18 protein-coding genes and 3 pseudogenes are annotated in these 24,554 nt (G+C 39.4%); 13 read left to right on the plus strand and 8 right to left on the minus strand.

Features of this window, described 5'->3' with window-relative positions; all coding sequences use genetic code 11:
* Positions 1-192: 192 nt before the first annotated feature.
* Both malQ and glgP read left to right on the plus strand, forming a co-directional pair.
* A pseudogene (gene malQ, locus HT709_RS02235) lies at positions 193-1,725 on the plus strand (4-alpha-glucanotransferase); the annotation flags it as partial.
* A gap of 25 nt (positions 1,726-1,750) precedes the next feature.
* Positions 1,751-4,009, plus strand: a complete 2,259-nt coding sequence (gene glgP, locus HT709_RS02240; RefSeq protein ID WP_000950146.1) for a glycogen/starch/alpha-glucan family phosphorylase — start codon at positions 1,751-1,753, stop codon at positions 4,007-4,009.
* Positions 4,010-4,938: 929 nt separating this feature from the next.
* Here glgP and HT709_RS02245 read toward each other — a convergent pair.
* Positions 4,939-5,511, minus strand: a complete 573-nt coding sequence (locus HT709_RS02245; protein ID WP_001037919.1) for a hypothetical protein — start codon at positions 5,509-5,511, stop codon at positions 4,939-4,941.
* A gap of 76 nt (positions 5,512-5,587) precedes the next feature.
* Here HT709_RS02245 and HT709_RS12145 point away from each other — a divergent pair, with 76 nt between their 5' ends.
* Complete coding sequence (locus tag HT709_RS12145) at positions 5,588-5,794, plus strand: hypothetical protein (protein WP_078934242.1); 207 nt, start codon at positions 5,588-5,590, stop codon at positions 5,792-5,794.
* Between the two features lie 221 nt (positions 5,795-6,015).
* On the opposite strand, the pseudogene HT709_RS02250 reads toward HT709_RS12145, so the two are convergent.
* Together HT709_RS02250 and HT709_RS02255 are read right to left on the minus strand one after the other, a co-directional pair.
* Positions 6,016-7,409: pseudogene (locus HT709_RS02250) on the minus strand (IS3 family transposase).
* A 1,031-nt stretch (positions 7,410-8,440) separates the two neighbouring features.
* Entirely contained in the window at positions 8,441-8,968 is a 528-nt protein-coding gene (locus tag HT709_RS02255) for a DUF4148 domain-containing protein (protein WP_000858870.1), read from the minus strand.
* 78 nt (positions 8,969-9,046) lie between these two features.
* Between HT709_RS02255 and HT709_RS11650 the strand changes: the two genes are divergently transcribed.
* Entirely contained in the window at positions 9,047-9,253 is a 207-nt protein-coding gene (locus HT709_RS11650; RefSeq protein ID WP_000915300.1) for a hypothetical protein, read from the plus strand.
* 352 nt (positions 9,254-9,605) lie between these two features.
* On the opposite strand, the gene HT709_RS02260 is transcribed toward HT709_RS11650, so the two are convergent.
* Positions 9,606-10,454 carry a putative RNA methyltransferase gene (locus HT709_RS02260; protein ID WP_001095519.1) on the minus strand — a complete coding sequence of 283 codons (849 nt, stop codon included), beginning with the start codon at positions 10,452-10,454 and terminating at the stop codon, positions 9,606-9,608.
* A gap of 151 nt (positions 10,455-10,605) precedes the next feature.
* Between HT709_RS02260 and HT709_RS02265 the strand changes: the two genes are divergently transcribed.
* Both HT709_RS02265 and HT709_RS02270 read left to right on the plus strand, forming a co-directional pair.
* The gene (locus HT709_RS02265) at positions 10,606-10,884 is read left to right on the plus strand and encodes a DUF6110 family protein (protein WP_000910909.1); all 279 of its coding nucleotides are present in this window, start codon (positions 10,606-10,608) and stop codon (positions 10,882-10,884) included.
* 1 nt (position 10,885) lies between these two features.
* Positions 10,886-12,946 carry a heavy metal translocating P-type ATPase gene (locus tag HT709_RS02270; RefSeq protein WP_119941802.1) on the plus strand — a complete coding sequence of 687 codons (2,061 nt, stop codon included), beginning with the start codon at positions 10,886-10,888 and terminating at the stop codon, positions 12,944-12,946.
* A 77-nt stretch (positions 12,947-13,023) separates the two neighbouring features.
* Here the strand turns inward: HT709_RS02270 and tyrS are convergent, their stop codons facing one another.
* Positions 13,024-14,280, minus strand: coding sequence for a tyrosine--tRNA ligase (gene tyrS, locus HT709_RS02275; RefSeq protein WP_000546883.1), 1,257 nt, complete (start codon positions 14,278-14,280; stop codon positions 13,024-13,026).
* A gap of 141 nt (positions 14,281-14,421) precedes the next feature.
* Here tyrS and pbp1b point away from each other — a divergent pair, with 141 nt between their 5' ends.
* The 6 genes from pbp1b to HT709_RS02305 all read left to right on the plus strand — a co-directional run bounded on the left by pbp1b (position 14,422) and on the right by HT709_RS02305 (position 21,205).
* Entirely contained in the window at positions 14,422-16,887 is a 2,466-nt protein-coding gene (gene pbp1b, locus HT709_RS02280) for a penicillin-binding protein PBP1B (RefSeq protein ID WP_138705158.1), read from the plus strand.
* A gap of 71 nt (positions 16,888-16,958) precedes the next feature.
* The gene (locus HT709_RS02285) at positions 16,959-17,870 is read left to right on the plus strand and encodes a DMT family transporter (RefSeq protein ID WP_031233407.1); all 912 of its coding nucleotides are present in this window, start codon (positions 16,959-16,961) and stop codon (positions 17,868-17,870) included.
* Between the two features lie 230 nt (positions 17,871-18,100).
* On the plus strand, positions 18,101-18,799 hold the full coding sequence (gene dapD / locus HT709_RS02290; RefSeq protein ID WP_172925476.1) for a 2,3,4,5-tetrahydropyridine-2,6-dicarboxylate N-acetyltransferase: 699 nt from the start codon (positions 18,101-18,103) through the stop codon (positions 18,797-18,799).
* Between the two features lie 66 nt (positions 18,800-18,865).
* A complete protein-coding gene (locus HT709_RS02295) occupies positions 18,866-19,996 on the plus strand; it encodes an N-acetyldiaminopimelate deacetylase (protein WP_050302753.1) in 1,131 nt (376 codons plus the stop codon).
* An 11-nt stretch (positions 19,997-20,007) separates the two neighbouring features.
* Positions 20,008-20,547 (plus strand): 5-formyltetrahydrofolate cyclo-ligase, encoded by a 540-nt coding sequence (locus HT709_RS02300; protein ID WP_023939922.1) that lies wholly within the window; start codon positions 20,008-20,010, stop codon positions 20,545-20,547.
* Positions 20,531-21,205, plus strand: coding sequence for a rhomboid family intramembrane serine protease (locus HT709_RS02305; RefSeq protein WP_000658506.1), 675 nt, complete (start codon positions 20,531-20,533; stop codon positions 21,203-21,205). Before HT709_RS02300 ends, HT709_RS02305 begins: the two co-directional genes overlap by 17 nt.
* A 160-nt stretch (positions 21,206-21,365) precedes the next feature.
* Here HT709_RS02305 and galU read toward each other — a convergent pair whose 3' ends face one another.
* Positions 21,366-22,265, minus strand: coding sequence for a UTP--glucose-1-phosphate uridylyltransferase GalU (gene galU, locus HT709_RS02310; protein ID WP_001185620.1), 900 nt, complete (start codon positions 22,263-22,265; stop codon positions 21,366-21,368).
* Positions 22,266-22,286: 21 nt separating this feature from the next.
* Positions 22,287-23,303, minus strand: a complete 1,017-nt coding sequence (locus tag HT709_RS02315) for an NAD(P)H-dependent glycerol-3-phosphate dehydrogenase (protein ID WP_138707201.1) — start codon at positions 23,301-23,303, stop codon at positions 22,287-22,289.
* Positions 23,304-23,715: 412 nt separating this feature from the next.
* Here HT709_RS02315 and HT709_RS12020 point away from each other — a divergent pair, with 412 nt between their 5' ends.
* Complete coding sequence (locus HT709_RS12020; RefSeq protein ID WP_138706522.1) at positions 23,716-23,967, plus strand: arginyl-tRNA synthetase; 252 nt, start codon at positions 23,716-23,718, stop codon at positions 23,965-23,967.
* 114 nt (positions 23,968-24,081) lie between these two features.
* Here the strand turns inward: HT709_RS12020 and HT709_RS11655 are convergent.
* Positions 24,082-24,516 (minus strand): annotated as a pseudogene (locus tag HT709_RS11655) (transposase); the annotation flags it as partial.
* Positions 24,517-24,554: the final 38 nt, after the last annotated feature.

Consider the following 24,554-nt stretch of genomic DNA (forward strand, 5'->3'; position numbering starts at 1 on the left):
TGCGGCTAGTTTCCTAGTTTGCTCTTTGATTTTCATTGAGTATAAGTTATCTTTGCTAAAATGGGTTAGTCTCCTTAAAAATAATCAAAAAAGTTTTTTAAAAACGCTTGCAATTATGCTTGAAAAGGAGTATACTTATAAGTAACGCAAACGTTTGCGTCTGCAAAATACGCAACGTTCCATTATTTTAACACACGAGGTGCTATTATGAAAAAACGTCAAAGTGGTGTGTTGATGCACATCTCTTCTCTTCCAGGAGCTTACGGAATCGGATCATTTGGTCAAAGTGCTTACGACTTCGTTGATTTCTTGGTCCGTACAAAACAACGTTACTGGCAAATCCTTCCATTAGGAGCAACTAGTTACGGGGATTCTCCTTACCAATCTTTCTCAGCCTTCGCAGGAAACACTCATTTTATCGATTTAGATATCTTGGTGGAGCAAGGTTTGTTGGAAGCAAGTGACCTTGAAGGAGTTGACTTTGGTAGCGATGCGTCTGAAGTTGACTATGCTAAAATCTACTATGCACGTCGTCCTCTTTTAGAAAAAGCGGTGAAACGTTTCTTTGAAGTCGGAGATGTTAAAGATTTTGAGAAATTTGCTCAAGACAACCAATCATGGCTTGAGCTCTTTGCTGAGTATATGGCTATCAAAGAGTATTTTGACAATCTTGCTTGGACTGAATGGCCAGATGCAGATGCTCGTGCTCGTAAAGCTTCAGCACTTGAAAGCTATCGTGAGCAATTGGCAGACAAGTTGGTTTACCACCGTGTGACTCAATACTTCTTCTTCCAACAATGGTTGAAATTGAAAGCTTACGCTAACGACAACCACATCGAAATCGTTGGGGACATGCCAATCTACGTAGCGGAAGATTCAAGTGATATGTGGGCAAATCCACATCTCTTCAAAACAGATGTCAATGGTAAGGCTACTTGTATCGCAGGATGTCCACCAGATGAGTTTTCTGTAACTGGTCAGCTTTGGGGTAACCCAATCTATGACTGGGAAGCAATGGACAAAGACGGCTACAAATGGTGGATTGAACGCTTGCGTGAAAGCTTCAAAATCTACGATATCGTTCGTATCGACCACTTCCGTGGCTTCGAATCTTATTGGGAAATCCCTGCTGGTTCCGATACAGCAGCACCTGGTGAGTGGGTGAAAGGTCCAGGCTACAAGCTTTTTGCAGCCGTTAAGGAAGAACTTGGTGAGTTAAACATCATCGCAGAAGACCTTGGTTTCATGACAGACGAAGTTATCGAATTGCGTGAACGTACTGGCTTCCCAGGAATGAAGATTCTTCAATTTGCCTTCAACCCAGAAGATGAAAGCATTGATAGCCCACACTTGGCACCTGCTAACTCAGTTATGTACACAGGAACTCACGATAACAACACGGTTCTTGGTTGGTACCGTAACGAGATCGATGATGCGACTCGTGAGTACATGGCTCGCTACACTAATCGTAAAGAATACGAAACAGTGCCACATGCTATGCTTCGTACAGTCTTTTCATCAGTTAGCTTCATGGCAATTGCAACTATGCAAGATTTGCTAGAATTGGATGAGACAGCTCGTATGAACTTCCCATCTACCCTTGGTGGAAACTGGTCTTGGCGTATGACTGAAGAGCAATTGACACCAGCTGTTGAGGAAGGTTTGCTTGACTTGACAACAATCTATCGACGAATCAATGAAAATTTGGTAGAATTAAAGAAATAATACAATATCAGGAGACACCTTAAACATGTTATCACTACAAGAATTTGTACAAAATCGCTACAATAAAACCATTGCAGAATGTAGCAATGAAGAGCTTTACCTTGCTCTTCTTAACTACAGCAAGCTTGCAAGTAGCCAAAAACCAGTTAACACTGGTAAGAAAAAAGTTTACTACATCTCAGCTGAGTTCTTGATTGGTAAACTCTTGTCAAACAACTTGATCAACCTTGGTCTTTACGACGATGTCAAAAAAGAACTTGCAGCTGCAGGTAAAGACTTGATCGAAGTTGAAGAAGTTGAATTGGAACCATCTCTTGGTAATGGTGGTTTGGGACGTTTGGCTGCCTGCTTTATCGACTCAATTGCGACTCTTGGTTTGAATGGTGACGGTGTTGGTCTTAACTACCACTTTGGTCTTTTCCAACAAGTTCTTAAAAACAACCAACAAGAAACAATTCCAAATGCATGGTTGACAGAGCAAAACTGGTTGGTTCGCTCAAGCCGTAGCTACCAAGTACCATTTGCAGACTTTACTTTGACATCAACTCTTTATGATATTGATGTTCCTGGTTACAAGACAGAAACGAAGAACCGCTTGCGTTTGTTTGACTTGGATTCAGTTGATTCTTCTATTATTAAAGACGGTATCAACTTTGACAAGACAGATATCGCTCGCAACTTGACTCTCTTCCTTTACCCAGATGATAGTGACCGTCAAGGTGAATTGCTCCGTATCTTCCAACAATACTTCATGGTTTCAAACGGTGCGCAATTGATCATCGACGAAGCAATCGAAAAAGGAAGCAACTTGCATGACCTTGCTGACTACGCAGTTGTCCAAATCAACGATACTCACCCATCAATGGTGATCCCTGAATTGATCCGTCTTTTGACTGCACGTGGTATCGAGCTTGACGAAGCAATCTCAATCGTTCGTAGCATGACTGCCTACACTAACCACACAATCCTTGCTGAAGCGCTTGAAAAATGGCCTCTTGAATTCTTGCAAGAAGTGGTTCCTCACTTGGTACCAATCATCGAAGAATTGGACCGTCGCGTGAAAGCAGAATACAAAGATCCAGCTGTTCAAATCATCGATGAGAGCGGACGTGTTCACATGGCTCATATGGATATCCACTACGGATACAGCGTTAACGGGGTTGCAGCACTTCACACTGAAATCTTGAAAAATTCTGAGTTGAAAGCCTTCTACGACCTTTACCCAGAAAAATTCAACAACAAAACAAACGGTATCACTTTCCGTCGTTGGCTCATGCATGCTAACCCAAGATTGTCTCACTACTTGGATGAGATTCTTGGAGATGGTTGGCACCATGAAGCAGATGAGCTTGAAAAACTCTTGTCTTATGAAGACAAAGCAGCTGTCAAAGAAAAATTGGAAAGCATCAAGGCTCACAACAAACGTAAATTGGCACGTCACTTGAAAGAACACCAAGGTGTGGAAATCAATCCAAACTCTATCTTTGATATCCAAATCAAACGTCTTCACGAGTACAAACGCCAACAAATGAATGCCTTGTACGTAATCCACAAATACCTTGACATCAAAGCTGGTAACATCCCTGCTCGTCCAATCACAATCTTCTTTGGTGGTAAAGCAGCTCCAGCCTACACAATCGCTCAAGACATCATCCACTTGATTCTTTGCATGTCAGAAGTTATTGCTAACGATCCAGCAGTAGCTCCACACTTGCAAGTAGTTATGGTTGAAAACTACAACGTTACTGCAGCAAGCTTCCTTATCCCAGCATGTGACATCTCAGAACAAATCTCACTTGCTTCTAAAGAAGCTTCAGGTACTGGTAACATGAAATTCATGTTGAACGGAGCTTTGACTCTTGGTACTATGGACGGAGCTAACGTGGAAATCGCTGAGTTGGTTGGTGACGAAAACATCTACATCTTTGGTGAAGATTCAGAAACTGTTATCGACCTTTACGCAAAAGCAGCTTACAAATCAAGCGAATTCTACGCTCGTAAAGCTATCAAACCATTGGTTGACTTCATCGTTAGCGATGCAGTTCTTGCAGCTGGAAACAAAGAGCGCTTGGAACGTCTTTACAATGAATTGATCAACAAAGACTGGTTCATGACTCTTCTTGACTTAGAAGATTACATCAAAGTGAAAGAGCAAATGTTGGCTGACTACGAAGACCGTGACGCATGGTTGGATAAAGTCATTGTTAACATTTCTAAAGCAGGATTCTTCTCATCTGACCGTACAATCGCTCAGTACAACGAAGATATCTGGCACTTGAACTAAGATACAAATTTATACGAATACATTTTGTAAAAAAGCGAGTTTCGATTGAAATTCGCTTTTTTAATGATGTAGATTTGGGTCAATCTTGTCTAAAAATAGGGAAATCCTAGATACAGTGAAGGCTTTAAATGCTGGTTTTTACTGTCTTCAGCCTTATATTTTTTCGTAGTTGGTTACCTCATATCTCTTGTATTCGCTTACATAAAGTATTATAATATAATTGTAGGAAAGAAGGTGTTTTTATGATATACACACTTAAATTGGTGTTGTTTATTGCCTTTCTTGTAATAAGCTTGTTACCTGATAAGATTTTTGGAAAAAATAAAAAAATTTGGAAAATAGTTTTTGCAATATTGACGGCAGTGGCAGCATTGTCATTTATGTACTAAGTTATTTTAAGAATGTAGGGAAATAAACCCTACATTCTTTTTAGTTTTTTCTGTTTTCTAAATTCTATTTATCCAAGCGCTTCAACATTTCTTGCTTCTTCGCTTCAAGTTCTGCACGCTTTTCTTCGATTTCGGCATGTTTTTTCTCGAGTTCAGAACAACTTGCATCATTGCTAAATTCTTTTCGCCATCAGGAGATAGGGTGAGTCGACATGTCTATTACTCACCCAAAGCAGTCCTACAAAGCAGGAATTTTCTGTTACTTTTTTGGAAATAGTAACGTTTATACAGCTTTGACACTTCGTATCAAAGCGCCAAACACACTCCGAGGGATTTACAGAAAGCAGAAAAGGAATGATCTGGTATAAGATCATTCCTTTTCTCTCTTTTTCTTTAAGTAATTATATACAATGTACGACGAAGTCGTCATTGCAATGCTGATCCACCACCTAAAGGGAACTTTAAACAACATTGATAAGATAAAGAATATAAACAACGAAAATACGTTATACCCAATTAATTTTATTGTATATCTCATGATTAAAAGTTAATCCTTCCGTTGTTAGGAATGGCATCATTTTTATCCCATAATTGTGCTAAATAAGTCCCCGGTGATAATAAATTCATAGCGAATTCTAAAGCAACATCATTTACAAACCAACTACCTAGATATCTAGAAATTGCTGAACGAATAGCACTTTTTGCTACATGTTTTCCTTTTACTTTAATTAGATTTGCAAGGCCTGCAGTAGTTCCTCCTAATGCTAAAGCTATTGCAGTATCTAATAGAGCACCCATTTGATTAACTGTAATACCTTGCCAAGCTGCTCTAAATGGAGAGTATGTAGGTGGGATTGTATAATCGCCTTGTAATTGTCGGTTAATTACTTCTTTGATCCATTGTTGTGAGACGTCTGGATGAAAAGATTGGATTTCGTTTGCAAGTGTATTGATTTGTTCTTCTGTTAGAGAAGTGACAGGTTGAAGTTCCATATTTGTTTCAATTTGTGATACTTGTTCAGAAGCGTATACAGCTGAAACACTTGGAATCGCTGATACAATTAACACAATTGACGTCAAAAAAACCGAAATAAATTTCATTAATTTGTTCATGAGCTTTTCTCCTTTTTATTTGTATCTGCTTACATTTTATCATATACTGTTATTATAGTCAAAAAAATATGCTATTATGTTAAAAAAATATTTTTCAAAATATAAATGGACGGATTTATTTTGGATTTTATTTGTTATTTTGACCTGCCTCTATATAGGTAACCATGATTTGTTTCCTCTCAATCATCAAGAAATCTCTCTTCGAGGTAGTTTCTGGGGGTCTGTACTTGCCTTATATCAATTGCTATTTATTGATAAGTTTGTTATCTCGAATCGAAAATAAATATTAGAACTATGCCTGACTGGCTACTTTTATGATTGATTTTGGAGGAAGATTTTGTCTCTATTATTTATTATTTTAAATTTGTTTATCTTGTACAAGATTTATTCTTTGAGGCGGGAGAAATCGAAATACTTGATTTATACGGCCTATATCATATTTGGGGTAAATGTACTATATGGTATTCAATGGTTATTAAAAGAACTGATTTCAACTATTTCCACTTAATATGTATGGAAACTCCAGTGATTTTTGCATAACAAAACGCATAAGATTAAGGATTTAGTTCTGTATTGTACAGGACTGAGTCCTTTTAGTTTTACCTTAATTCGTTTATTGTTGTAGTAATCAATATAGTCTACAATGGCTTGTTCCAATTGCTTAAGCGACTGAAATGACTTCTCATAACCATAAAACATCTCCGATTTCAGAATGCCAAAGAAGGACTCCATCATACCATTGTCTGGGCTGTTACCCTTACGTGACATGGATGCTTGAATTCCCTTACCTTCAAGAAACTGATGATAAGAATCGTGTTGGTATTGCCAGCCTTGGTCACTATGGAGAATCGTATTCTCGTAGCGTTTCTCTGTGAAGGCCTGTTCCAACATCGTTTTTACTTGTTCTAAGTTGGGTGAAGTTGAAAGATTATAGGCGATAATTTCGCTATTAAAGCCATCTAAAACTGGTGATAAGTAAAGCTTTTGAGAACTTGCTGGAATGGCAAATTCTGTCACATCTGTGTAGCACTTTTCCATTGTTTTAGAGCCTTCAAATTGACGTTGAATGAGATTTTCTGCCTTCTTACCCACATCTCCTTTATGAGAAGAATATTTTCGTTTCTGTCGCATTTTAGCTTGTAAATTGAGTACTTTCATCAAGCGTTGAACTCTTTTATGATTTACCAGATAACCACGATTTCTTAGTTCTAAATGAATCCGACGATAACCATAATTTCCCTTATGTTCGATAAAAATGGATTGAATTTCAGCTTTAAGCTCTTGATTCTTATCTAGTTTGTCTAGCTGTTTCAAGTGATAGTAGTAGGTCGAACGAGCTAATTTAATGGCTTTTAGAAGAATATCTAACGAAAAATCAGTCATTAATTCTTGAACAATTTCTGTCTTTCTTCTTTCTCTTCTTCCTCCTTCAATCGGAGTTCTCTTAACTTTTTTAGGATGGCATTCTCCGCTCTCAGGTACTCATTTTCTGCTTGAAGACGTTCTAATTCTGTTCTCTCTTCAGGTCTCTTTTTTGGCTTACGTCCCATTTTAGGTACTCTCCCTCTTATTTTCTCAACAATAGTATACCCGTTTTTCTTGTATTGTGCTAGTCAATTAAGAAGTATCGTACGACTTGGGAGGCCGTATTCAAGAGAAACTCTATCTTTAGTCCAGCCTTCATGTAAGACTTTATGAATCATTTCTTGTTTTAAATCAGGAGAATAGTAACGATTTTTTCCTTTTTTGACGAACTCTATTCCGTAACGATCAATCAATTTAATCATGTACCTAATATTAGAATTGTTTATCCCAAATTTATTTGAAAGCTTCTCTAAGCTATATCCTTGTTTTCTAAGTTCATAGATCTGAACTTTATCATCATGAGTTAATTTCATAATAAAAACACCCCAAAAGTTAGATTTTTTCTGTCTAACTTTTGGGGTGCAGTTCATTCACTAAATTACCGTTTTTTTATTTAAATTCTATTAACTACCTATTACTATTAATTACCCTGAGGCCATCGTTTATAAATTGACCCAAAACGTCAAGTCCGTTATAAATAAAGAGTCCTAAAATTATAGATGAAATAATAATACTTGCACAAATAAAATATGTACGTTTTTTTTCATTCATAATATCGACTACCTCCTAAGTTAGTATAGACTAATAGTTGTATAGACTAATAGTTCCGTTTTGATTAAATGGAACTCTATAATATGATGTACCTCCAATAGTACCTCCAAATGTAAATCCAGCTCCTAACAACTCTGCTTTAACTTGAGCTGAACCACTACTGTTTATAGCTGCTGTTAAAGTACCATTATAAGCATACTTTATACTTGTTGTGGGGTATCCTTTTGGAGACCAAACATCAACGTTTTGTCCTTCAATATATGTGTTTGTAATAGAATTTGTTATTCCTAAGTAATAACCTTGAACTGAGTTAATCTGACGGAAAGAACCCTCATTATATAATTCAATGTTTACACTTAATTGAACTGTAGTTCTAGCAAATGTTGCACTTCTTTTTAATGTGTGTGAAGTAACTGTAGATCGAGAGAGATCTGGAATAAATTCAATAGTTTCAACAACCTTTCCAGTATCACTATCAATAACAGTTGCAACTTCGTTGAATCCTGATTTCGAATATACTACTTCTGGATTAGGGATATTATAATCCAGAAGTAAATGTTAGTTCATTGAATTTTATGACAAGATTATTATTAGTGTCGGCATTTACAGAAATAGGCAAACAAAATAATGCTAAACAACTAAATAATAGAGTAACTAGTATTTTTTCATGACAATCACCTACCATTCTTTCATAACTAAGTTGGATATTAAGAGTTGATAATTATAGTTTGTACATTGGAATCATCTGCTTTCTTATAGGAATATTAATTGAATAAGGCAATTTCTTTAAATTTTATTTAACGTAGTTCCAATAAAAGTTTATTCCTGTAGATGTTGGGTTATCTCTATCTACAGCAATCACGTATTCCAATCCCCAACCATTTCTAGCCGCTGTAAGATACATATCGTCAGATAAATATTTTAAGGCCGAATACACATTACCTATACCAGGGAGCATTCCTACTAGAGTCCCAGCTGGATCACTAGAAAGTGCTATCTCTTTAACTTCTGAAGGACTTAATCTTCGTATAACAGTCCTCATAATAGTTCTATCCATTGAATTTCCTTCAATTTCAACGAAGTTTAAAACATCTTTAGTAATTTGTTCTTGTTCTTCAACACTTAAATTAGATGAATTGAATACATCCTGTAAACTATAAACTTTACTTTCTTCAAGAACAAGTCGCTTAGTCTGGAGTCTTGCATCATGAGATTTTGGTGGGTGTGCCACACTTTGCGCAAAGGCAAGAGACGGTGAAGCGAGACTAAGAGTTAAGATACCTGCAGAAATAGCAACTGCAAAAAATTTAGTAGTTTTCATGAGCTTTTCTCCTTTTTATTTGTATTCACTTACATTTTATCATATAATGTAAGTGTAGTAAAGAAAGAAGGTGTTTTTATGTTAAAAAAATATTTTTCAAAATATAAATGGACGGATTTGTTTTGGATTTTATTTGTTATTTTGACCTGCCTCTATATAGGTAACCATGATTTGTTTCCTCTCAATCATCAAGAAATCTCTCTTCGAGGTAGTTTCTGGGGGTCTGTACTTGCCTTATATCACTTGCTATTTATTGATAAGTTTGTTATCTCGAATCGAAAATAAATATGAGGTATATGCCTGACTGCCTACTTTTAATATTGATTTTGGAGGAAGATTTTGTCTCTATTATTTATTATTTTAAATTTATTTATCTTGTACAAGATTTATTCTTTGAGGCGGGAGAAATCGAAATACTTGATTTATACGGCCTATATCATATTTGAGGTAAATGTAGTATATGGTATTCAATGGTTATTAAAAGAACTGATTTCAACTATTTCCTCTTAATGTGTATAGAAACTCCAGTGATTTTTGCATAACAAAACGCATAAGATTAAGGTTTGAGTACCTGTTCTTATGCGTTTTTGTAATATTGAAGATTTTCGGTAAGTTTTATACCTTTGGGAAGTCTAGTTTAGAATGCTTTCCCAACCAGAATCTCAGCCTCAATAGTAATCTCTGTCAGTTGGCTCCAGTCAATCTTGCTCTGGTCAACGTGAAAGAGGAGAGGAGTCATACTGAGTAGGGCTTGGAGTTGTTCTACTGTGATAGTCTTAGTCAGAGAGGCAGTTTGGTTAGATAGGATGGTAAAGTGTTCTTGGAAATGATTTTTGATATTTTGGTTGGAATAGTCCTTGTTTGTCAGCTGGTCTTGTACCTTCTGACGGATTTCCTTGAGGTGATTTTCAGTTGGGATAACCTTGATCAAGATACCGTCTTTGGATAAAACGCGACGAAATTCTCCATAGTTGGCAGGTGAAAAGATATCTAGTAGGATATCCATGCTGGCGTCTTTGATAGGAAGACGAGCCAAGTCACCAACGAACCAATTGACTGCCCAGTTGGGTTCACTTTTAGCAGCGATTTGGACTGAATCTTTGGAGATGTCAAAGGCATAGAAAGTTTTTTCAGAGTGACTTTCTTGTAGTTTGCGAGAATAGAATCCTTCACCACAACCGATATCCAAAATTGTTGTGGTTGTTTTTGAGCTTGCAAGCAAGTCAGATACAGCATCTAAGATAGCTTGGTAAAAGCCGGCTTCTAGGATTTGTTGACGGTTTTGAAAATTTTCCTTGTCATAGTTAGCAGATTGCTTGATTTGAGGTGCCAGATTGACATAGCCAAATTTCGCCAAGTCAAAAGAATGACGGTTGCAGCACTTGAAACTAGTCTCTAACAGAGTCAGATTTTCTTGACAGATAGGACAGGCAAAGGCAGTCGCAGAAGCAAAACGCTGAAGTTTGGGCTTGAGATTTGTATTCATAGTTTAAGTGTATCAAAAGAGGCAAATGAAAGCAACTTTAGGAATAAGTAGATGGGAGATTCAGTAGAAATAAAACTAATTCTCCAATTTATAGAATGAAATTGCTTTTATATCTAAATTGCTATATAATAATGATAAGGAGGAAATAAGTATGTTAAAAGAAGTATTAACCGTTGCAAAAGTTGCGAAAAAATCTTCATTATTTTTGGGTGGTGTCGCATTTGGTACCCTTGGTTTGAAAATCTTAGCAAGTAAGGAAGCTAAAAAAGGTTATTCTAAAGCTTTGGCTAAGGCTTACAAGTTGAAAGACGAGCTAGATGCATCTGTTTCTGTTGTGAAGCAACATGGAGACGATGTCTTGCAAGATGCCAAATATTTGTACGAGCAAGAGAAAAAAGAAGAGCAATTAGATAGCCTTATAGGTGAATAATATGTCTTTTAAAGTGCTACATAGAGGATACCAACATATCCGACTATCATCTTCTTTTTCACTTACCTTGGATATTCAAGACTATCTTCGTTCCTTGGCGAGAGATGAAAAGGGGATTGAGTCTATCCAGTTTTACATGGATCAACAGCACTTTACTCTACGCATAAAAGAAGGCTTTTCTGTATTAGATAATGCAGAAGCCTTTTTAAAAAGAATTGATAAAGGGAAAGTTTCTGAGTTGATGACTCTTCCCATTCGTAGAGAAGAGAGTGCTTATTCTATTGTTTCAGGTGCAGCGGTTAAGCGTGTACTTTTTCGTAGTTTTGTGCCGTATCCTATTCGCTATATATGGACTTGTTATCAGGCTTTGGGTTATATTAGAGAAGCCTATCAAACACTAGCGCGTAAGGAACTAACGATGGAAGTCTTGGACTGTTCGGCTATTTTATTGTCTTTGTTTATGAACCAATCCAAGACAGCTAGCAATATCATGTTTATGCTTGATTTGGGGAATCATTTAGATCAGTGGTCCTTGAAAAAAACTGCAACAGATTTAGAACAGAGTCTTCTTGCAAAAGAGAGCGATGTATTCCTAGTACAGGGCGATACGGTTGTTAGTATCAAGAGTTCCGATGTTCAAATAGGAGATGTCTTGATCTTATCTCAAGGAAATGAAATTCTGTTTGATGGGCAAGTAGTTTCAGGTTTAGGTATGGTCAACGAAAGTTCCTTGACAGGAGAGAGTTTTCCAGTTGAAAAAAGAGAGTCTGATTTGGTTTGTGCAAATACAGTATTAGAAACTGGAGAGTTACGCATTCGTGTAACAGATAATCAGATGAACAGCCGTATTTTACAGCTGATTGAGTTGATGAAGAAATCTGAAGAAAACAAGAAAACGAAACAACGCTATTTCATCAAAATGGCGGACAAGGTCGTCAAATATAATTTCTTGGGGGCTGGGCTGACTTACCTATTGACAGGTTCTTTTTCTAAGGCTATTTCTTTCCTATTGGTCGATTTCTCCTGCGCTTTGAAAATCTCTACTCCTGTAGCTTATTTGACAGTTATCAAGGAAGGGTTGAACCGTGAAATGGTGATTAAGGATGGAGATGTTCTGGAGAAATATCTGGAAGTTGATACTTTCTTGTTTGATAAGACAGGAACAATCACAACTAGTTATCCTATAGTTGAAAAGGTGTTACCTTTTGGAGACTATAGTGAGGAAGATATTCTCAGAATCAGTGCCTGTCTTGAGGAACACATTTATCATCCTATTGCTAATGCCATCGTCAAGCAAGCTGAGATAGAGGGAATTGAACATGAGGAAATGCATGGGAAACTCCAATATATCGCAAGCAAGGGGATCAAATCTCATATAGATGGCCAACCAGTTCTTATTGGGAATTATGTCTTGATGCAGGATGAGCAGATTCATATCAGTTCAGAACAAAATGCTTTAATTGAAGAATACAAGAGTCACTACAATCTCTTATTCTTAGCCTATCAGAATGAATTGATTGGAATGTTCTGCATTCATACTCCTTTGAGAAAAGAAGCAAAAGCAGCCTTGGAGAAACTTAAGGCACAAGGGAAAAAATTGATTCTGGCAACAGGGGACACCTTGGTTAGAACAGAGGCATTAGTCAAAGATTTGCCCTTTGATCAGGTCTATACAGACTTGAAACCTGATGGGAAATTTGAGTTAGTAGAGAAACTGCAGAAAGCAGGTCACACTATTTTGATGGTTGGAGATGGATTGAATGACTCAGCGGCTTTAACTCTATCAGATATCGGTGTGGTGATGAATGAGAGTGCAGATATTTCTAAGCAGATGAGTGATATCTTATTGTTAGATAATCGTTTGGATTTCTTCCAAGAGTTGGATTCGTTATCATCATCTTTGCAAACACTCATCAAGAAGAATATTCAAGATACCGTTGTCGTAAATAGTAGTTTGATTGGCTTTGGCTTATTTAATTGGCTCAGTCCTTCAAATCTCTCTATCTTACATAATCTAACAACCTTACGCATTGTACTGCGTAGCCTGTCTATTAAGGGATAGGTGGGGACTATTAACAGCAAAAAGGAGTTACCTTTCTCGAGGGTAACTCCTTTTTTTATAGGTAAATGTTGAACAGTTTAGTAAGTCAATACAAAGTATTTTTTCTTTCCACGACGGATAACAGTCAGTTCGTTCTCTAACTTATCAGTGTCACTCAAGACATATTCAAGGTCTTGGATACGGTCGCCATTTAAGTAAATGGCTCCGTTTTGGACGTCTTCACGGGCTTGGCGTTTTGAGTTAACCACACCAGATGAGACGAGCAGTTCCACGATATTGTGATTTTCGTCTGCCTGTACTTGGTAGTTTGGCACACCACGAAGTCCTTGTTTAAGTTCTTTAACAGAAAGGTTTTTGATGTTTCCTGCAAAGAGCTGCTCAGTGATGTTGAGGGCTTCTTTGTAGGCTTCTTCGCCGTGAACAAGTGTAACGACTTCACGAGCCAAGACTTTTTGAGCCAAGCGTTCGTGTGGCGCTGCTTCAAATTGTTTACGAATGTCTTCAATCTCATCAAGTGACAAGAAAGTAAAGATCTTCAAGAAGCGAACAGCGTCAGCGTCCATAACATTCATCCAGAATTGGTACATTTCGTATGGAGAGGTCTTTTCAGGATTGAGCCAGACTGCGTTTCCTTCTGATTTACCAAACTTCTTACCAGTTGCATCTGTGATAAGCGGAACTGTGATAACGTGTCCAGTCTTGTCAGCTTTACGACGAAGCAATTCGGTACCAGCTGTCATATTTCCCCACTGGTCAGAACCACCGATTTGAAGAGTGACATTATGGTCTTGGTTAAGGACGAAGAAGTCGTACCCTTGCATGATTTGGTAAGCGAACTCAGTGTAAGAAATCCCTGTTTCAATCCGTTTTTTCACAGACTCCTTACTCATCATGTAGTTGACAGTGAAGTATTTTCCAATATCACGGAGGAAGTCAATGAAGCTGATGCTGCCAAACCAGTCGTAGTTGTTGACCATGACAGCTTTATTTTCACCATTTTCAAAGTCAAGAAAACGAGAAAGTTGTCCTTGGATAGACTTGACCCAGCCATCTACTGTGTCTTTTGTTTGGAGACTACGCTCAGCATCTTTGAAGGACGGATCTCCTATGAGACCTGTAGCACCGCCAACGAGCGCATAAGGTTTGTGACCTGCTAGTTGCAAGCGACGACTTGTCAAGATTGCGACAAGATGGCCTAGGTGAAGGCTGTCAGCAGTTGGATCGTAGCCAGTATAATAAGAAACTTGACCTTCTTCTAGGGCTTTACGCAAAGCTTCTTCATCAGTCGTTTGAAAAATCAAACCACGCTCTTTTAGCTCATCAAAAATGTGCATGTGTCTTTTCTCCTTTTTAAAATTATTGTTTCTAACTATTGTATCACAAACTTGGGCAATAGCCTAGCAGAATAGGGAAGAAAGTGGCTATTTTATTGAAAGTTTCCCTTTTATGGTATAATAGATAGAGTGAGGAAATCCATGCAAAATCAATTAAATGAATTAAAACGAAAAATGCTGGAATTTTTCCAGCAAAAACAAAAAAATAAAAAATCAGCTAGACCTGGCAAGAAAGGTTCAAGTACCAAAAAATCTAAAACCTTAGATAAGTCAGCCATTTTTCCAGCTATTTTACTGAGTATAAAAGCCTTATTTAACTTACTCTTTGTACTCGGTTTTCTAGGAGGAATGTTGGGAGCTGGGATTGCTTTGGGATACGGAGTGGCCTTATTTGACAAGGTTCGGGTGCCTCAGACAGAAGAATTGGTACATCAGGTCAAGGACATCTCTTCTATTTCAGAGATTACCTATGCGGATGGGACGGTAATTGCTTCCATAGAGAGTGATTTGTTGCGCACTTCTATCTCATCTGAGCAAATTTCGGAAAATCTGAAGAAGGCTATCATTGCGACGGAAGACGAACACTTTAAAGAACATAAGGGTGTAGTACCCAAGGCGGTGATTCGTGCGACCTTGGGGAAATTTGTAGGTTTGGGTTCCTCTAGTGGGGGTTCAACCTTGACCCAGCAACTGATTAAACAGCAGGTGGTTGGGGATGCGCCGACCTTGGCTCGTAAGGCGACAGAGATTGTGGATGCTCTTGCCTTGGAACGCGCCATGAATAAAGATGAGATTTTAACGACCTATCTCAATGTGGCTCCCTTTGGCCGAAATAATAAGGGGCAGAATATTGCAGGAGCTCAGCAGGCGGCTGAGGGGATTTTCGGTGTCGATGCCAGTCAGTTGACTGTTCCTCAAGCAGCATTTTTAGCAGGACTTCCACAGAGTCCCATTACTTACTCTCCTTATGAAAATACTGGGGAGTTGAAGAGTGATGAAGACCTAGAAATTGGCTTAAGACGGGCTAAGGCAGTTCTTTACAGTATGTATCGTACAGGTGCCTTAAGCAAGGACGAGTATTCTCAGTACAAGGATTATGACCTTAAACAGGACTTTTTACCCTCGGGCACGGTCACAGGAATTTCACGAGACTATTTATACTTTACAACTTTGGCAGAAGCTCAAGAACGTATGTATGACTATCTAGCTCAGAGAGACAATGTCTCCACTAAGGAATTGAAAAATGAGGCAACTCAGAAGTTTTATCGTGATTTGGCAGCCAAGGAAATTGAAAATGGTGGTTATAAGATTACTACTACCATAGACCAGAAAATTCATTCTGCCATGCAAAATGCGGTTGCTGACTATGGCTATCTTTTAGACGATGGAACAGGTCGTGTAGAAGTAGGGAATGTCTTGATGGACAACCAAACAGGTGCTATTCTAGGCTTTGTAGGTGGTCGTAATTATCAAGAAAATCAAAATAATCATGCCTTTGATACCAAACGCTCACCAGCTTCTACTACCAAGCCTTTGCTGGCCTACGGTATTGCTATTGATCAGGGCTTGATGGGAAGCGAAACGATTCTATCTAACTATCCAACAAACTTTGCTAATGGTAATCCGATTATGTATGCTAATAGCAAGGGAACAGGAATGATGACCTTGGGAGAAGCTCTGAACTATTCATGGAATATCCCTGCTTACTGGACCTATCGTATGCTCCGTGAAAAGGGTGTTGATGTCAAGGGTTATATGGAAAAGATGGGTTACGAGATTCCTGAGTACGGTATTGAGAGCCTGCCAATGGGTGGTGGTATTGAAGTCACAGTTGCCCAGCATACTAATGGCTATCAGACCCTAGCTAATAACGGAGTTTATCATCAGAAACATGTGATTTCTAAAATTGAAGCAGCAGATGGTAGAGTGGTGTATGAGTATCAGGATAAACCAGTTCAAGTCTATTCAAAAGCTACTGCGACAATTATGCAGGGCTTGCTGCGAGAAGTTCTATCCTCTCGTGTGACAACAACCTTCAAGACGAATCTGACTGCTTTAAATCCTACTCTGGCTAATGCAGATTGGATTGGGAAGACTGGTACAACCAACCAAGACGAAAATATGTGGCTTATGCTTTCGACACCTAGATTAACCCTAGGTGGCTGGATTGGGCATGATGATAATCATTCATTGTCACGTAGAGCAGGTTATTCTAATAACTCTAATTACATGGCTCATCTAGTAAATGCGATTCAGAAAGCCTCCCCAAGCATTTGGGGGAACGAGCGCTTTGCTTTAGATCCTAGTGTAGTGAAATCGGAAGTCTTGAAATCAACAGGTCAAAAACCAGGGAAGGTTTCTGTTGAAGGAAAAGAAGTAGAGGTCACAGGTTCGACTGTTACCAGCTATTGGGCTAATAAGTCAGGAGCGCCAGCGACAAGTTATCGCTTTGCTATTGGCGGAAGTGATGCGGATTATCAGAATGCTTGGTCTAGTATTGTGAGGAGTCTACCAACTCCATCAAGCTCCAGCAGTTCAAGTAGTAGTTCTAGCGATAGCAGTAACTCAAGTGCTACACGACCTTCTTCTTCAAGGGCGAGACGATAATTCTCTAAATGAAGTGGCGAATCAATGGATTGCCACTTTTTTCTTTTTTCCTTTCGTGTTACAATAAAGGTATGAATCAGTATCAGAAAAAGATTGTTAAAGGAACTATTTATTCGCTCCTATCCGGCTTAATCTGGGGAATCTGTGGAATTCTAGGAGAGTATTTCTTTACTCATTACCAGGTGTCTTCTGGCTGGATTACCTCTATGCGATTGACACTAGCAGGGAGTCTTGTACTCATTTGGTCTGCAATACAATTAAAATCGCAAGTGCTAGATATTTGGCGAGACAAGAAAAATTACCTACCCTTTTTGGCCTATGCTATTTTGGGGATTTTTTCAGTCCAGTATTTTTTCTATCTCTGTGTAGAATACTCAAATGCAGCGACAGCGACTATTTTACAGTTTATCAGTCCTGTCTTTATCCTCTTTTACAATCGCTTGGTTTATCAAAAACGAGCGTCAAAAAGTGCTATTTTCTATGTTTTGATTGCTATGCTGGGTGTTTGCTTGATGGCGACAAAGGGAGATTTCTCTCAGTTATCCATGACACCACTAGCCCTTGTGACGGGCTTACTGAGTGCTATGGGTGTTATGTTTAATGTTATCTTGCCCCAGCCTTTTGCGAAGCGCTATGGTTTTGTACCCACGGTTGGGTGGGGGATGATTTTGGCAGGTTTATTTAGCAATGTCCTCTCACCGGTTTATCAGCTTTCCTTTATTCTTGATATTTGGAGTATCTTGATTTGTCTCATTATCGCTTTCTTTGGGACGGCTTTTGCTTTTTTTATTTCCATGAAGGCGGTGTCCTTGGTTTCTCCTTTGGTGGTTTCCGTTATCAGTGCCAGTGAACCTCTCTCTTCTGCTCTCTTGAGTGTTTTGTTCTTAGGCCTGGTAGTGGATTGGTCACTCCTTCTAGCGATGGCCTTGATTATTTTACCCATGATATTTTTGTCTATAGAAGAAGCGAAAGAAAGTAGATAAAAAGTCTTTTCTTAATTCTAAAAGTGTGCTATACTAGAATAGTCAATAAAACACGGGGAGATAGTTGTGAAGAGTGTTTTTAGGTTGTATCGGTAGGAGTTTGCTTTTACCGACAGCACGTTTTATCTCACATCCCTAAAAAATCATACCTAAAAACAGACAAAAAGGCTTCAAATTTGAGGCTTTTTTTGGTAGAATAGTTATCATTATAAAGAATGAGAGGTTTTTTTATGACTGCTACAAAAATGAATGCTCAAGAAATTATCCAATTTATCGCTAATGCTGAGAAGAAAACCAGTGTGAAAGTAACTTTTGAGGGACAACTCGCAACTGCTGTACCTAGCTCAGTTGTTAAACTAGGGAATGTTTTATTTGGAGACTGGAAGGACGTGGCTCCGCTTCTCAATGGTTTGGTAGAAAATCAAGACTATGTTGTTGAGCAAGATGCTCGCAATTCTGCAGTTCCTTTGCTAGATAAACGTGCTATCAACGCTCGTATCGAGCCAGGCGCTATTATCCGTGACCAGGTAGAAATTGGTGACAATGCTGTTATCATGATGGGAGCGGTTATCAATATCGGTGCTGAAATCGGTGCAGGAACCATGATTGACATGGGGGCTATCCTTGGTGGCCGTGCCATCGTTGGGAAAAACAGCCACGTTGGTGCAGGTGCAGTTTTAGCAGGTGTGATTGAGCCAGCTATCGCAGAACCAGTCCGTGTTGGAGACAATGTTCTTATCGGTGCCAATGCAGTGGTTATCGAAGGAGTCCAAATCGGTAGTGGTTCAGTTGTCGCAGCAGGAGCTATCGTTACCCAAGATGTTCCAGAAAATGTAGTAGTAGCAGGTGTTCCAGCTCGAATTATCAAAGAGATTGATGCCCAAACTCAACAAAAAACAGCGCTAGAAGATGCGCTTCGTACCTTGTAATTGTAAAAGAAAAATAGAGGCGGAACCCTTTTCCAGCCTCTTTCTGCTATATGGGAGGATAGATAGATGTTAGATTTGATTCAGATTAGACGAGATTTGCACCAGATTCCAGAGATTGGCTTGGAGGAGATCAAAACTCATGCTTATTTGCTGGATGTGATTGAGAAATTGACTGCGGGCAAGGAGTTTGTTCAAGTTCGTACTTGGCGGACAGGTATTTTGGTTTACTTGCAGGGAAGTCAGCCAGAGCGTACTATTGGTTGGCGGACGGATATTGATGGTCTGCCTATCGTTGAACAAACAGGACTTCCTTTTGCTTCTCAGCATCAAGGTCGCATGCACGCTTGTGGACATGATTTCCACATGACCATTGCCTTGGGCTGTCTTGAGCGAGCCCTTGAGGAGCAACCTAAAAATAATTTGCTCTTTCTGTTTCAGCCTGCTGAAGAAAATGAAGCTGGTGGCATGCTCATGTATGAGGATGGCGCTTTTGGAGACTGGTTGCCAGACCAGTTTTATGGGCTTCATGTTCGACCAGATTTGAAGGTTGGTCAGATTGCGACCAATACTCATACACTCTTTGCAGGAACTTGCGAGGTGAAGATCCGTTTCAAAGGCAAAGGAGGACACGCAGCCTTTCCACATGAAGCTAATGACGCCTTGGTGGCAGCTAGTTACTTTGTGACCCAGGTGCAGTCAGTTGTCAGCCGCAATGTCAACCCAATCGAGGGAGCGGTGGTGACCTTTGGAGTTTTCCAAGCTGGAACAACCAACAATGTTATCACAGATACAGCCTTTTTGCATGGAACTATTCGGGCCTTGACTCAGGACATGAGTCTCTTGGTACAAAAGCGGGTCAAAACAGTTGCAGAAGGAGTTGCAGCTGCCTTTGATATGGAAGTCGAAGTGGAACTCAAACAAGGTGGATACCTACCTGTTGAGAACCATCCAGCCTTGGCGCGTGAACTAATGGACTTTTTTGAAGAAAAAGACGGAATCGAGTTGATTGATATCGAGCCTGCTATGACTGGTGAGGACTTTGGTTATCTCCTTTCGAAGGTAGATGGCGTGATGTTTTGGCTGGGTATCGATAGTCCCTACGCCCTTCATCACCCTCAGATGGCTCCTAAGGAAGAAGCATTAGCTATTGGGGTGGATGCGGTCTCTAGTTTCCTGAAAAAGAAGGCAGCAGAGTAGAGGGGTTGTCTATGAAATCGGAACTACGCAAGCAAGTCTTGCAAGAAATGAAGGCTATATCTCAAGAGCAAAAACAGGCTATAGAGCAAGCTTTAACCGAGCGGCTTTTACACCATCCCTTCTACCAAGAAGCCAAGGTCATCGCAACCTATCTCTCTTTTCCGCATGAGTTTCAAACGCAGGGATTGATTGAGCAGGCGCTGAGGGACGGCAAGAAGGTTCTGATACCCAAAACCTATTCCAAGGGGCGCATGGACTTTGTGGTCTATGATCTGCAACAACTGGTCAAAACTTCCTTTGACTTACTGGAACCACAGGGAAATTTGGAAGTGGTAGATGCCTCTCAGATTGATTTGATTCATGTCCCAGGGCTGGCTTTTACGATGGAAGGCTATCGGATTGGCTATGGCGGAGGTTATTATGACCGCTATCTGGAACAGTTTACTGGTCATACTTTGAGTACGGTTTATCATTATCAAGTTCAGGACTTTATCCCTGAAAACCATGATATTCCTGTTCAGGAGGTTCTGATTGATGAAGGAAATCTTTGATAGGCGTTACCCTGTGACGAGTTTCTTTCTTTTAGTGACGGCCGTGGTATTTCTACTAATGTTGGTAACTACAGGAGGAAACTTTGACAGGGCGGATACTCTATTTCGATTTGGAGCCATGTATGGGCCTGCCATTCGCCTCTTTCCCGAGCAAATTTGGCGTCTCTTTTCGGCTATTTTTGTTCATATTGGGTGGGAGCATTTCATTGTTAATATGCTTTCACTTTATTATCTTGGAAGGCAGGTAGAGGAGATTTTCGGTTCTAAGCAGTTTTTCTTTCTCTATCTTTTATCAGGAATGATGGGCAATCTCTTTGTTTTTGTATTTAGTCCCAAATCCTTAGCAGCAGGTGCATCCACCTCTCTTTATGGTCTATTTGCCGCGATTATCATTCTTCGCTATGCAACTCGTAATCCTTATATCCAACAGCTAGGACAGTCTTATCTGACACTTTTTGTGATTAACATTATTGGAAGTGTTCTGATTCCAGGAATCAGCCTAGCAGGCCATATCGGAGGTGCAGTTGGTGGCGCATTTCTAGCAATTATCTTTCCAGTTAGAGGAGAAAGACGGATGTATAGTGCTAGTCAGAGACTGGTAGCGTTAGTCTTGTTCGTAGGACTCGCAGTCTTACTTCTCTACAAGGGAATGGGATGAAAATTTGTGGAATGAAAAAAGATAAGGCATTTTTTGAACCTTATCTTTTTTTATTTTATACTCAATGAAAATCAAAGAACAAACTAGGAAGCTAACCGCAGGCTATACTTGAGTACGGCAAGGTGAAGCTAACGTGGTTTGAAGAGATTTTCGAAGAGTATTATTCCTTCTCAGCCAATTCTTTTCCCAGTTGGATGAGGTAATCTTTTAAGTCATCTTTGACTTGTGGATGTTTGAGGGCGTAGTCAATAGATGTTTTCATAAATCCAAACTTATCCCCAACGTCGTAACGAGCTCCTGTAAATTCACGGGCAAAAACACGCTGTGTTTTATTGAGCGTATCAATAGCATCAGTAAGTTGGATTTCATTTCCAGCACCAGGAGCTTGCTTTTCGAGGATATCAAAAATCTCAGGTGTGAGTAGATAGCGACCGATGATTGCAAAATCACTTGGTGCATCTTCGGTCGCTGGTTTTTCAACGAAAGTTTCAACGCTATAGAGTCCGTTGATTCCTTCACCTTGAGGAGCAATGACTCCATATGATGAAACGTCTTCGTGTGGTACGGGCATGACAGCAATGGTTGATGCGTGTGTCCGCTCGTAATCCTTCATCAGTTGTTTTGTCAAAGGAACGGCATTCTCATCTGTGATGTCCATAAGGTCATCGCCCAGCATAACAACGAAGGGCTCATTCCCCACAAAAGCTTTGGCTTGTAGGACAGCATCTCCAAGACCACGAGGGTGAGTTTGGCGGATGAAATGAAGGCGCATGCCAGTTGCTTCATCTACTAATTTTAACAGATCTGTTTTACCTTTTTCTTTGAGGTTGTACTCAAGCTCAAAATTTGAATCAAAGTGGTCCTCAATAGAACGTTTTGACTTACCAGTGACAACCAGAATATCTTCAATACCTGATTTGAGAGCCTCTTCCACGATAAACTGGATAGTTGGTTTGTCTACAATTGGCAACATTTCTTTGGCAAGGGCCTTGGTTGCTGGTAAAAATCGAGTTCCTAGTCCAGCGGCAGGAATGACTGCTTTTCTAACTTTCAGTGCCATAAGAATCCTTTCTCTAGAGGGTTAAGACCACTCATTTTCTGCTTTAAATTCATTGTTCATGATGTCATAAATGGCATCTTTGATATTGGTTCCGTGGTAGATAACTTGGTAAATGGCTTGTGTAATGGGCATATAGACTCCAAGTTCTTGCGCTAGTTCATAGGCTGCTCGGGTCGTTGAAATTCCTTCAATCACCATGCCCATATTGGCTTCGATATCAGCTAGAGATTCTCCACGACCAAGGGCATCTCCAGCTCTCCAGTTACGAGAGTGGATGGAGGTTCCCGTTACGATCAAGTCTCCTACACCAGACAAGCCACTATAGGTCAATGGACTAGCCCCGAGTGCCACCCCTAGGCGGGTAATTTCTGCCAAGCCTCGAGCGATGATGGCTGCCTTGGCATTGTCACCAAATCCCAAACCATGTAAAGCTCCGGCACCGACAGCGATAATATTTTTGAGAGCACCAGCGGTTTCGACCCCGATAACATCCGTATTGGTATAAAGTCGGAAGTAGTGATTACTAAATAGCTCCTGAACGTATTGAGCTGTGTGTAAATCTTTAGAAGCAGCAGTGATTAAAGTCAGGTCACGCACAATGGTCTCTTCTGCATGACTAGGACCTGAAACAACGACAATATCACTGCGGAGATGTTCAGGAATTTCTTCTTCAAGGATGGTTGATAATCGTTTATGGCTATCAGGTTCTAATCCCTTTGATGCGTGCATGATGATAACCTTATGGTCCAAGGTTTGTGCAACTTGTTGGGCAACAAGTCGTGTCACTTTTGTTGGGACAACAAACAAAATCGCATCCACATCTCTCAGTGCCTCTGCTAAGTCGGTGTAGGCAATGATATTTTCATCTAGAACGACATCTTTAAAGTAGTGTTTGTTAGTATGATTGGTATTAATTTCATTGATTTGCTCGGGAATGTTTCCCCAAATACGTACCTCGTGTCCATTGTCATTTAAGACTTGTGAAAGGGCAGTTCCCCAGGAACCAGGCCCCAAGACGGCGACGGTTTGTTTTTTCATGATTTCCTCCTTAATAGAGTCCTTTCTCTTATTCTATCATATTCTAGAGGATTTTGCACTTGCATTACTGGGGTATGGTGGCTTTGTTACTTGAAAAATATACAAAGACCGAGATGAAGGGATAAACTCTTAGTCTTTAGTTAAAGTGAGAAGAAATCTGATAGATAGTTTGATTCAGTATATGCTTATAATAGAGGTAAACAACTCAGGAGGTTCTTGTAGCTTGCGAGAGTTTGGCGAAAAAATTAAAAGATTACGTTTGGCTAAAAAAATCAGTCGTTCAGAATTTTGTGGTGATGAGTCTGAATGAAGTATCCGTCAATTAATTAGAATTGAAAATGGAGAATCCAGACCAACACTAACAAAGTTAAAATATATCGCTGAACGTTTGGGGGTTGAAGATTACAAGTTGATGCCAAGTTATATAGAGTTGGATAAGGAATACCTAGAATTGAAGTATTTCTTGATGAGGACTCCTACATACGAAGATGAAACTATCGCCCAAAAGAAAGAGAGTGTTTTTGCTAAGATTTTTGAAGAGTATTATGATAGGCTACCTGAGGAAGAAAGATTTATCATCCCAAATTATTCATATCTGGCACTAACGAACTACACAGTTCAAAAATCACCAGAAAAGCTAGTTAAACTACTGTCCTTCTGGTGATTTTGCTTGATTTCTAATATTCGAGACATGATTGAGGAGATTTGTCTTGATTTTTTCCTAAAAAAGGGCAGACTCCTCCCTTGGTTTGATGCTCGATTTTTAAAATAAGGTGACTTATTCTGTTAGGCATGTTTTCCCCTGCCCTCTAGCTCTATATGGAACAGGGAGTATCAGATTTATCAGGCAGATTGTATCAAATAAGGCTTGAAACTGTTTTGAATAGGCGTATAGACTTGAGAATTTGAGAATATGTCGTCTAGCAGTAGAGACATATTTTCCGGCAATATGAAGGAAGAGACGTCGAAAACGCTTGATAGTCAAGGCCTTTACTTCATCACCAGCTAGCTACTTTAAAAAGAGGTAGAGATTATAAGCCAGACAGCCCATCATCATACGTACTTCATTCTTAATCATGGTCGGACTATCTGTCTTATCCCCAAAGAATCCTGCTTTCCTTTCTTTGATAAAGTTTTCAGCATTTCCTCGTTCACGATAGAATTGAAACAGCTCCTCACTATCTACACTGCTTAAATTGGTCAAATTGGTCAAATGAACTTTTTTACAACCATAAAAAAGAGCACTTAATC

The organism is Streptococcus sp. 1343 (assembly GCF_013277355.1).
Taxonomy (GTDB): Bacteria; Bacillota; Bacilli; order Lactobacillales; family Streptococcaceae; genus Streptococcus; species Streptococcus pseudopneumoniae.

What these genes read in the sequence shown, in the direction of transcription:
- glgP (WP_000950146.1), top strand. Translation starts at nt 1,751, where the DNA reads ATGTTATCACTACAAGAATTTGTACAAAATCGCTACAATAAAACCATT.
- HT709_RS02245 (WP_001037919.1), bottom strand. Translation starts at nt 5,511, where the DNA reads ATGAACAAATTAATGAAATTTATTTCGGTTTTTTTGACGTCAATTGTG.
- HT709_RS12145 (WP_078934242.1), top strand. Translation starts at nt 5,588, where the DNA reads ATGTTAAAAAAATATTTTTCAAAATATAAATGGACGGATTTATTTTGG.
- HT709_RS02255 (WP_000858870.1), bottom strand. Translation starts at nt 8,968, where the DNA reads ATGAAAACTACTAAATTTTTTGCAGTTGCTATTTCTGCAGGTATCTTA.
- HT709_RS11650 (WP_000915300.1), top strand. Translation starts at nt 9,047, where the DNA reads ATGTTAAAAAAATATTTTTCAAAATATAAATGGACGGATTTGTTTTGG.
- HT709_RS02260 (WP_001095519.1), bottom strand. Translation starts at nt 10,454, where the DNA reads ATGAATACAAATCTCAAGCCCAAACTTCAGCGTTTTGCTTCTGCGACT.
- HT709_RS02265 (WP_000910909.1), top strand. Translation starts at nt 10,606, where the DNA reads ATGTTAAAAGAAGTATTAACCGTTGCAAAAGTTGCGAAAAAATCTTCA.
- HT709_RS02270 (WP_119941802.1), top strand. Translation starts at nt 10,886, where the DNA reads ATGTCTTTTAAAGTGCTACATAGAGGATACCAACATATCCGACTATCA.
- tyrS (WP_000546883.1), bottom strand. Translation starts at nt 14,280, where the DNA reads ATGCACATTTTTGATGAGCTAAAAGAGCGTGGTTTGATTTTTCAAACG.
- pbp1b (WP_138705158.1), top strand. Translation starts at nt 14,422, where the DNA reads ATGCAAAATCAATTAAATGAATTAAAACGAAAAATGCTGGAATTTTTC.
- HT709_RS02285 (WP_031233407.1), top strand. Translation starts at nt 16,959, where the DNA reads ATGAATCAGTATCAGAAAAAGATTGTTAAAGGAACTATTTATTCGCTC.
- dapD (WP_172925476.1), top strand. Translation starts at nt 18,101, where the DNA reads ATGACTGCTACAAAAATGAATGCTCAAGAAATTATCCAATTTATCGCT.
- HT709_RS02295 (WP_050302753.1), top strand. Translation starts at nt 18,866, where the DNA reads ATGTTAGATTTGATTCAGATTAGACGAGATTTGCACCAGATTCCAGAG.
- HT709_RS02300 (WP_023939922.1), top strand. Translation starts at nt 20,008, where the DNA reads ATGAAATCGGAACTACGCAAGCAAGTCTTGCAAGAAATGAAGGCTATA.
- HT709_RS02305 (WP_000658506.1), top strand. Translation starts at nt 20,531, where the DNA reads ATGAAGGAAATCTTTGATAGGCGTTACCCTGTGACGAGTTTCTTTCTT.
- galU (WP_001185620.1), bottom strand. Translation starts at nt 22,265, where the DNA reads ATGGCACTGAAAGTTAGAAAAGCAGTCATTCCTGCCGCTGGACTAGGA.
- HT709_RS02315 (WP_138707201.1), bottom strand. Translation starts at nt 23,303, where the DNA reads ATGAAAAAACAAACCGTCGCCGTCTTGGGGCCTGGTTCCTGGGGAACT.
- HT709_RS12020 (WP_138706522.1), top strand. Translation starts at nt 23,716, where the DNA reads ATGCCAAGTTATATAGAGTTGGATAAGGAATACCTAGAATTGAAGTAT.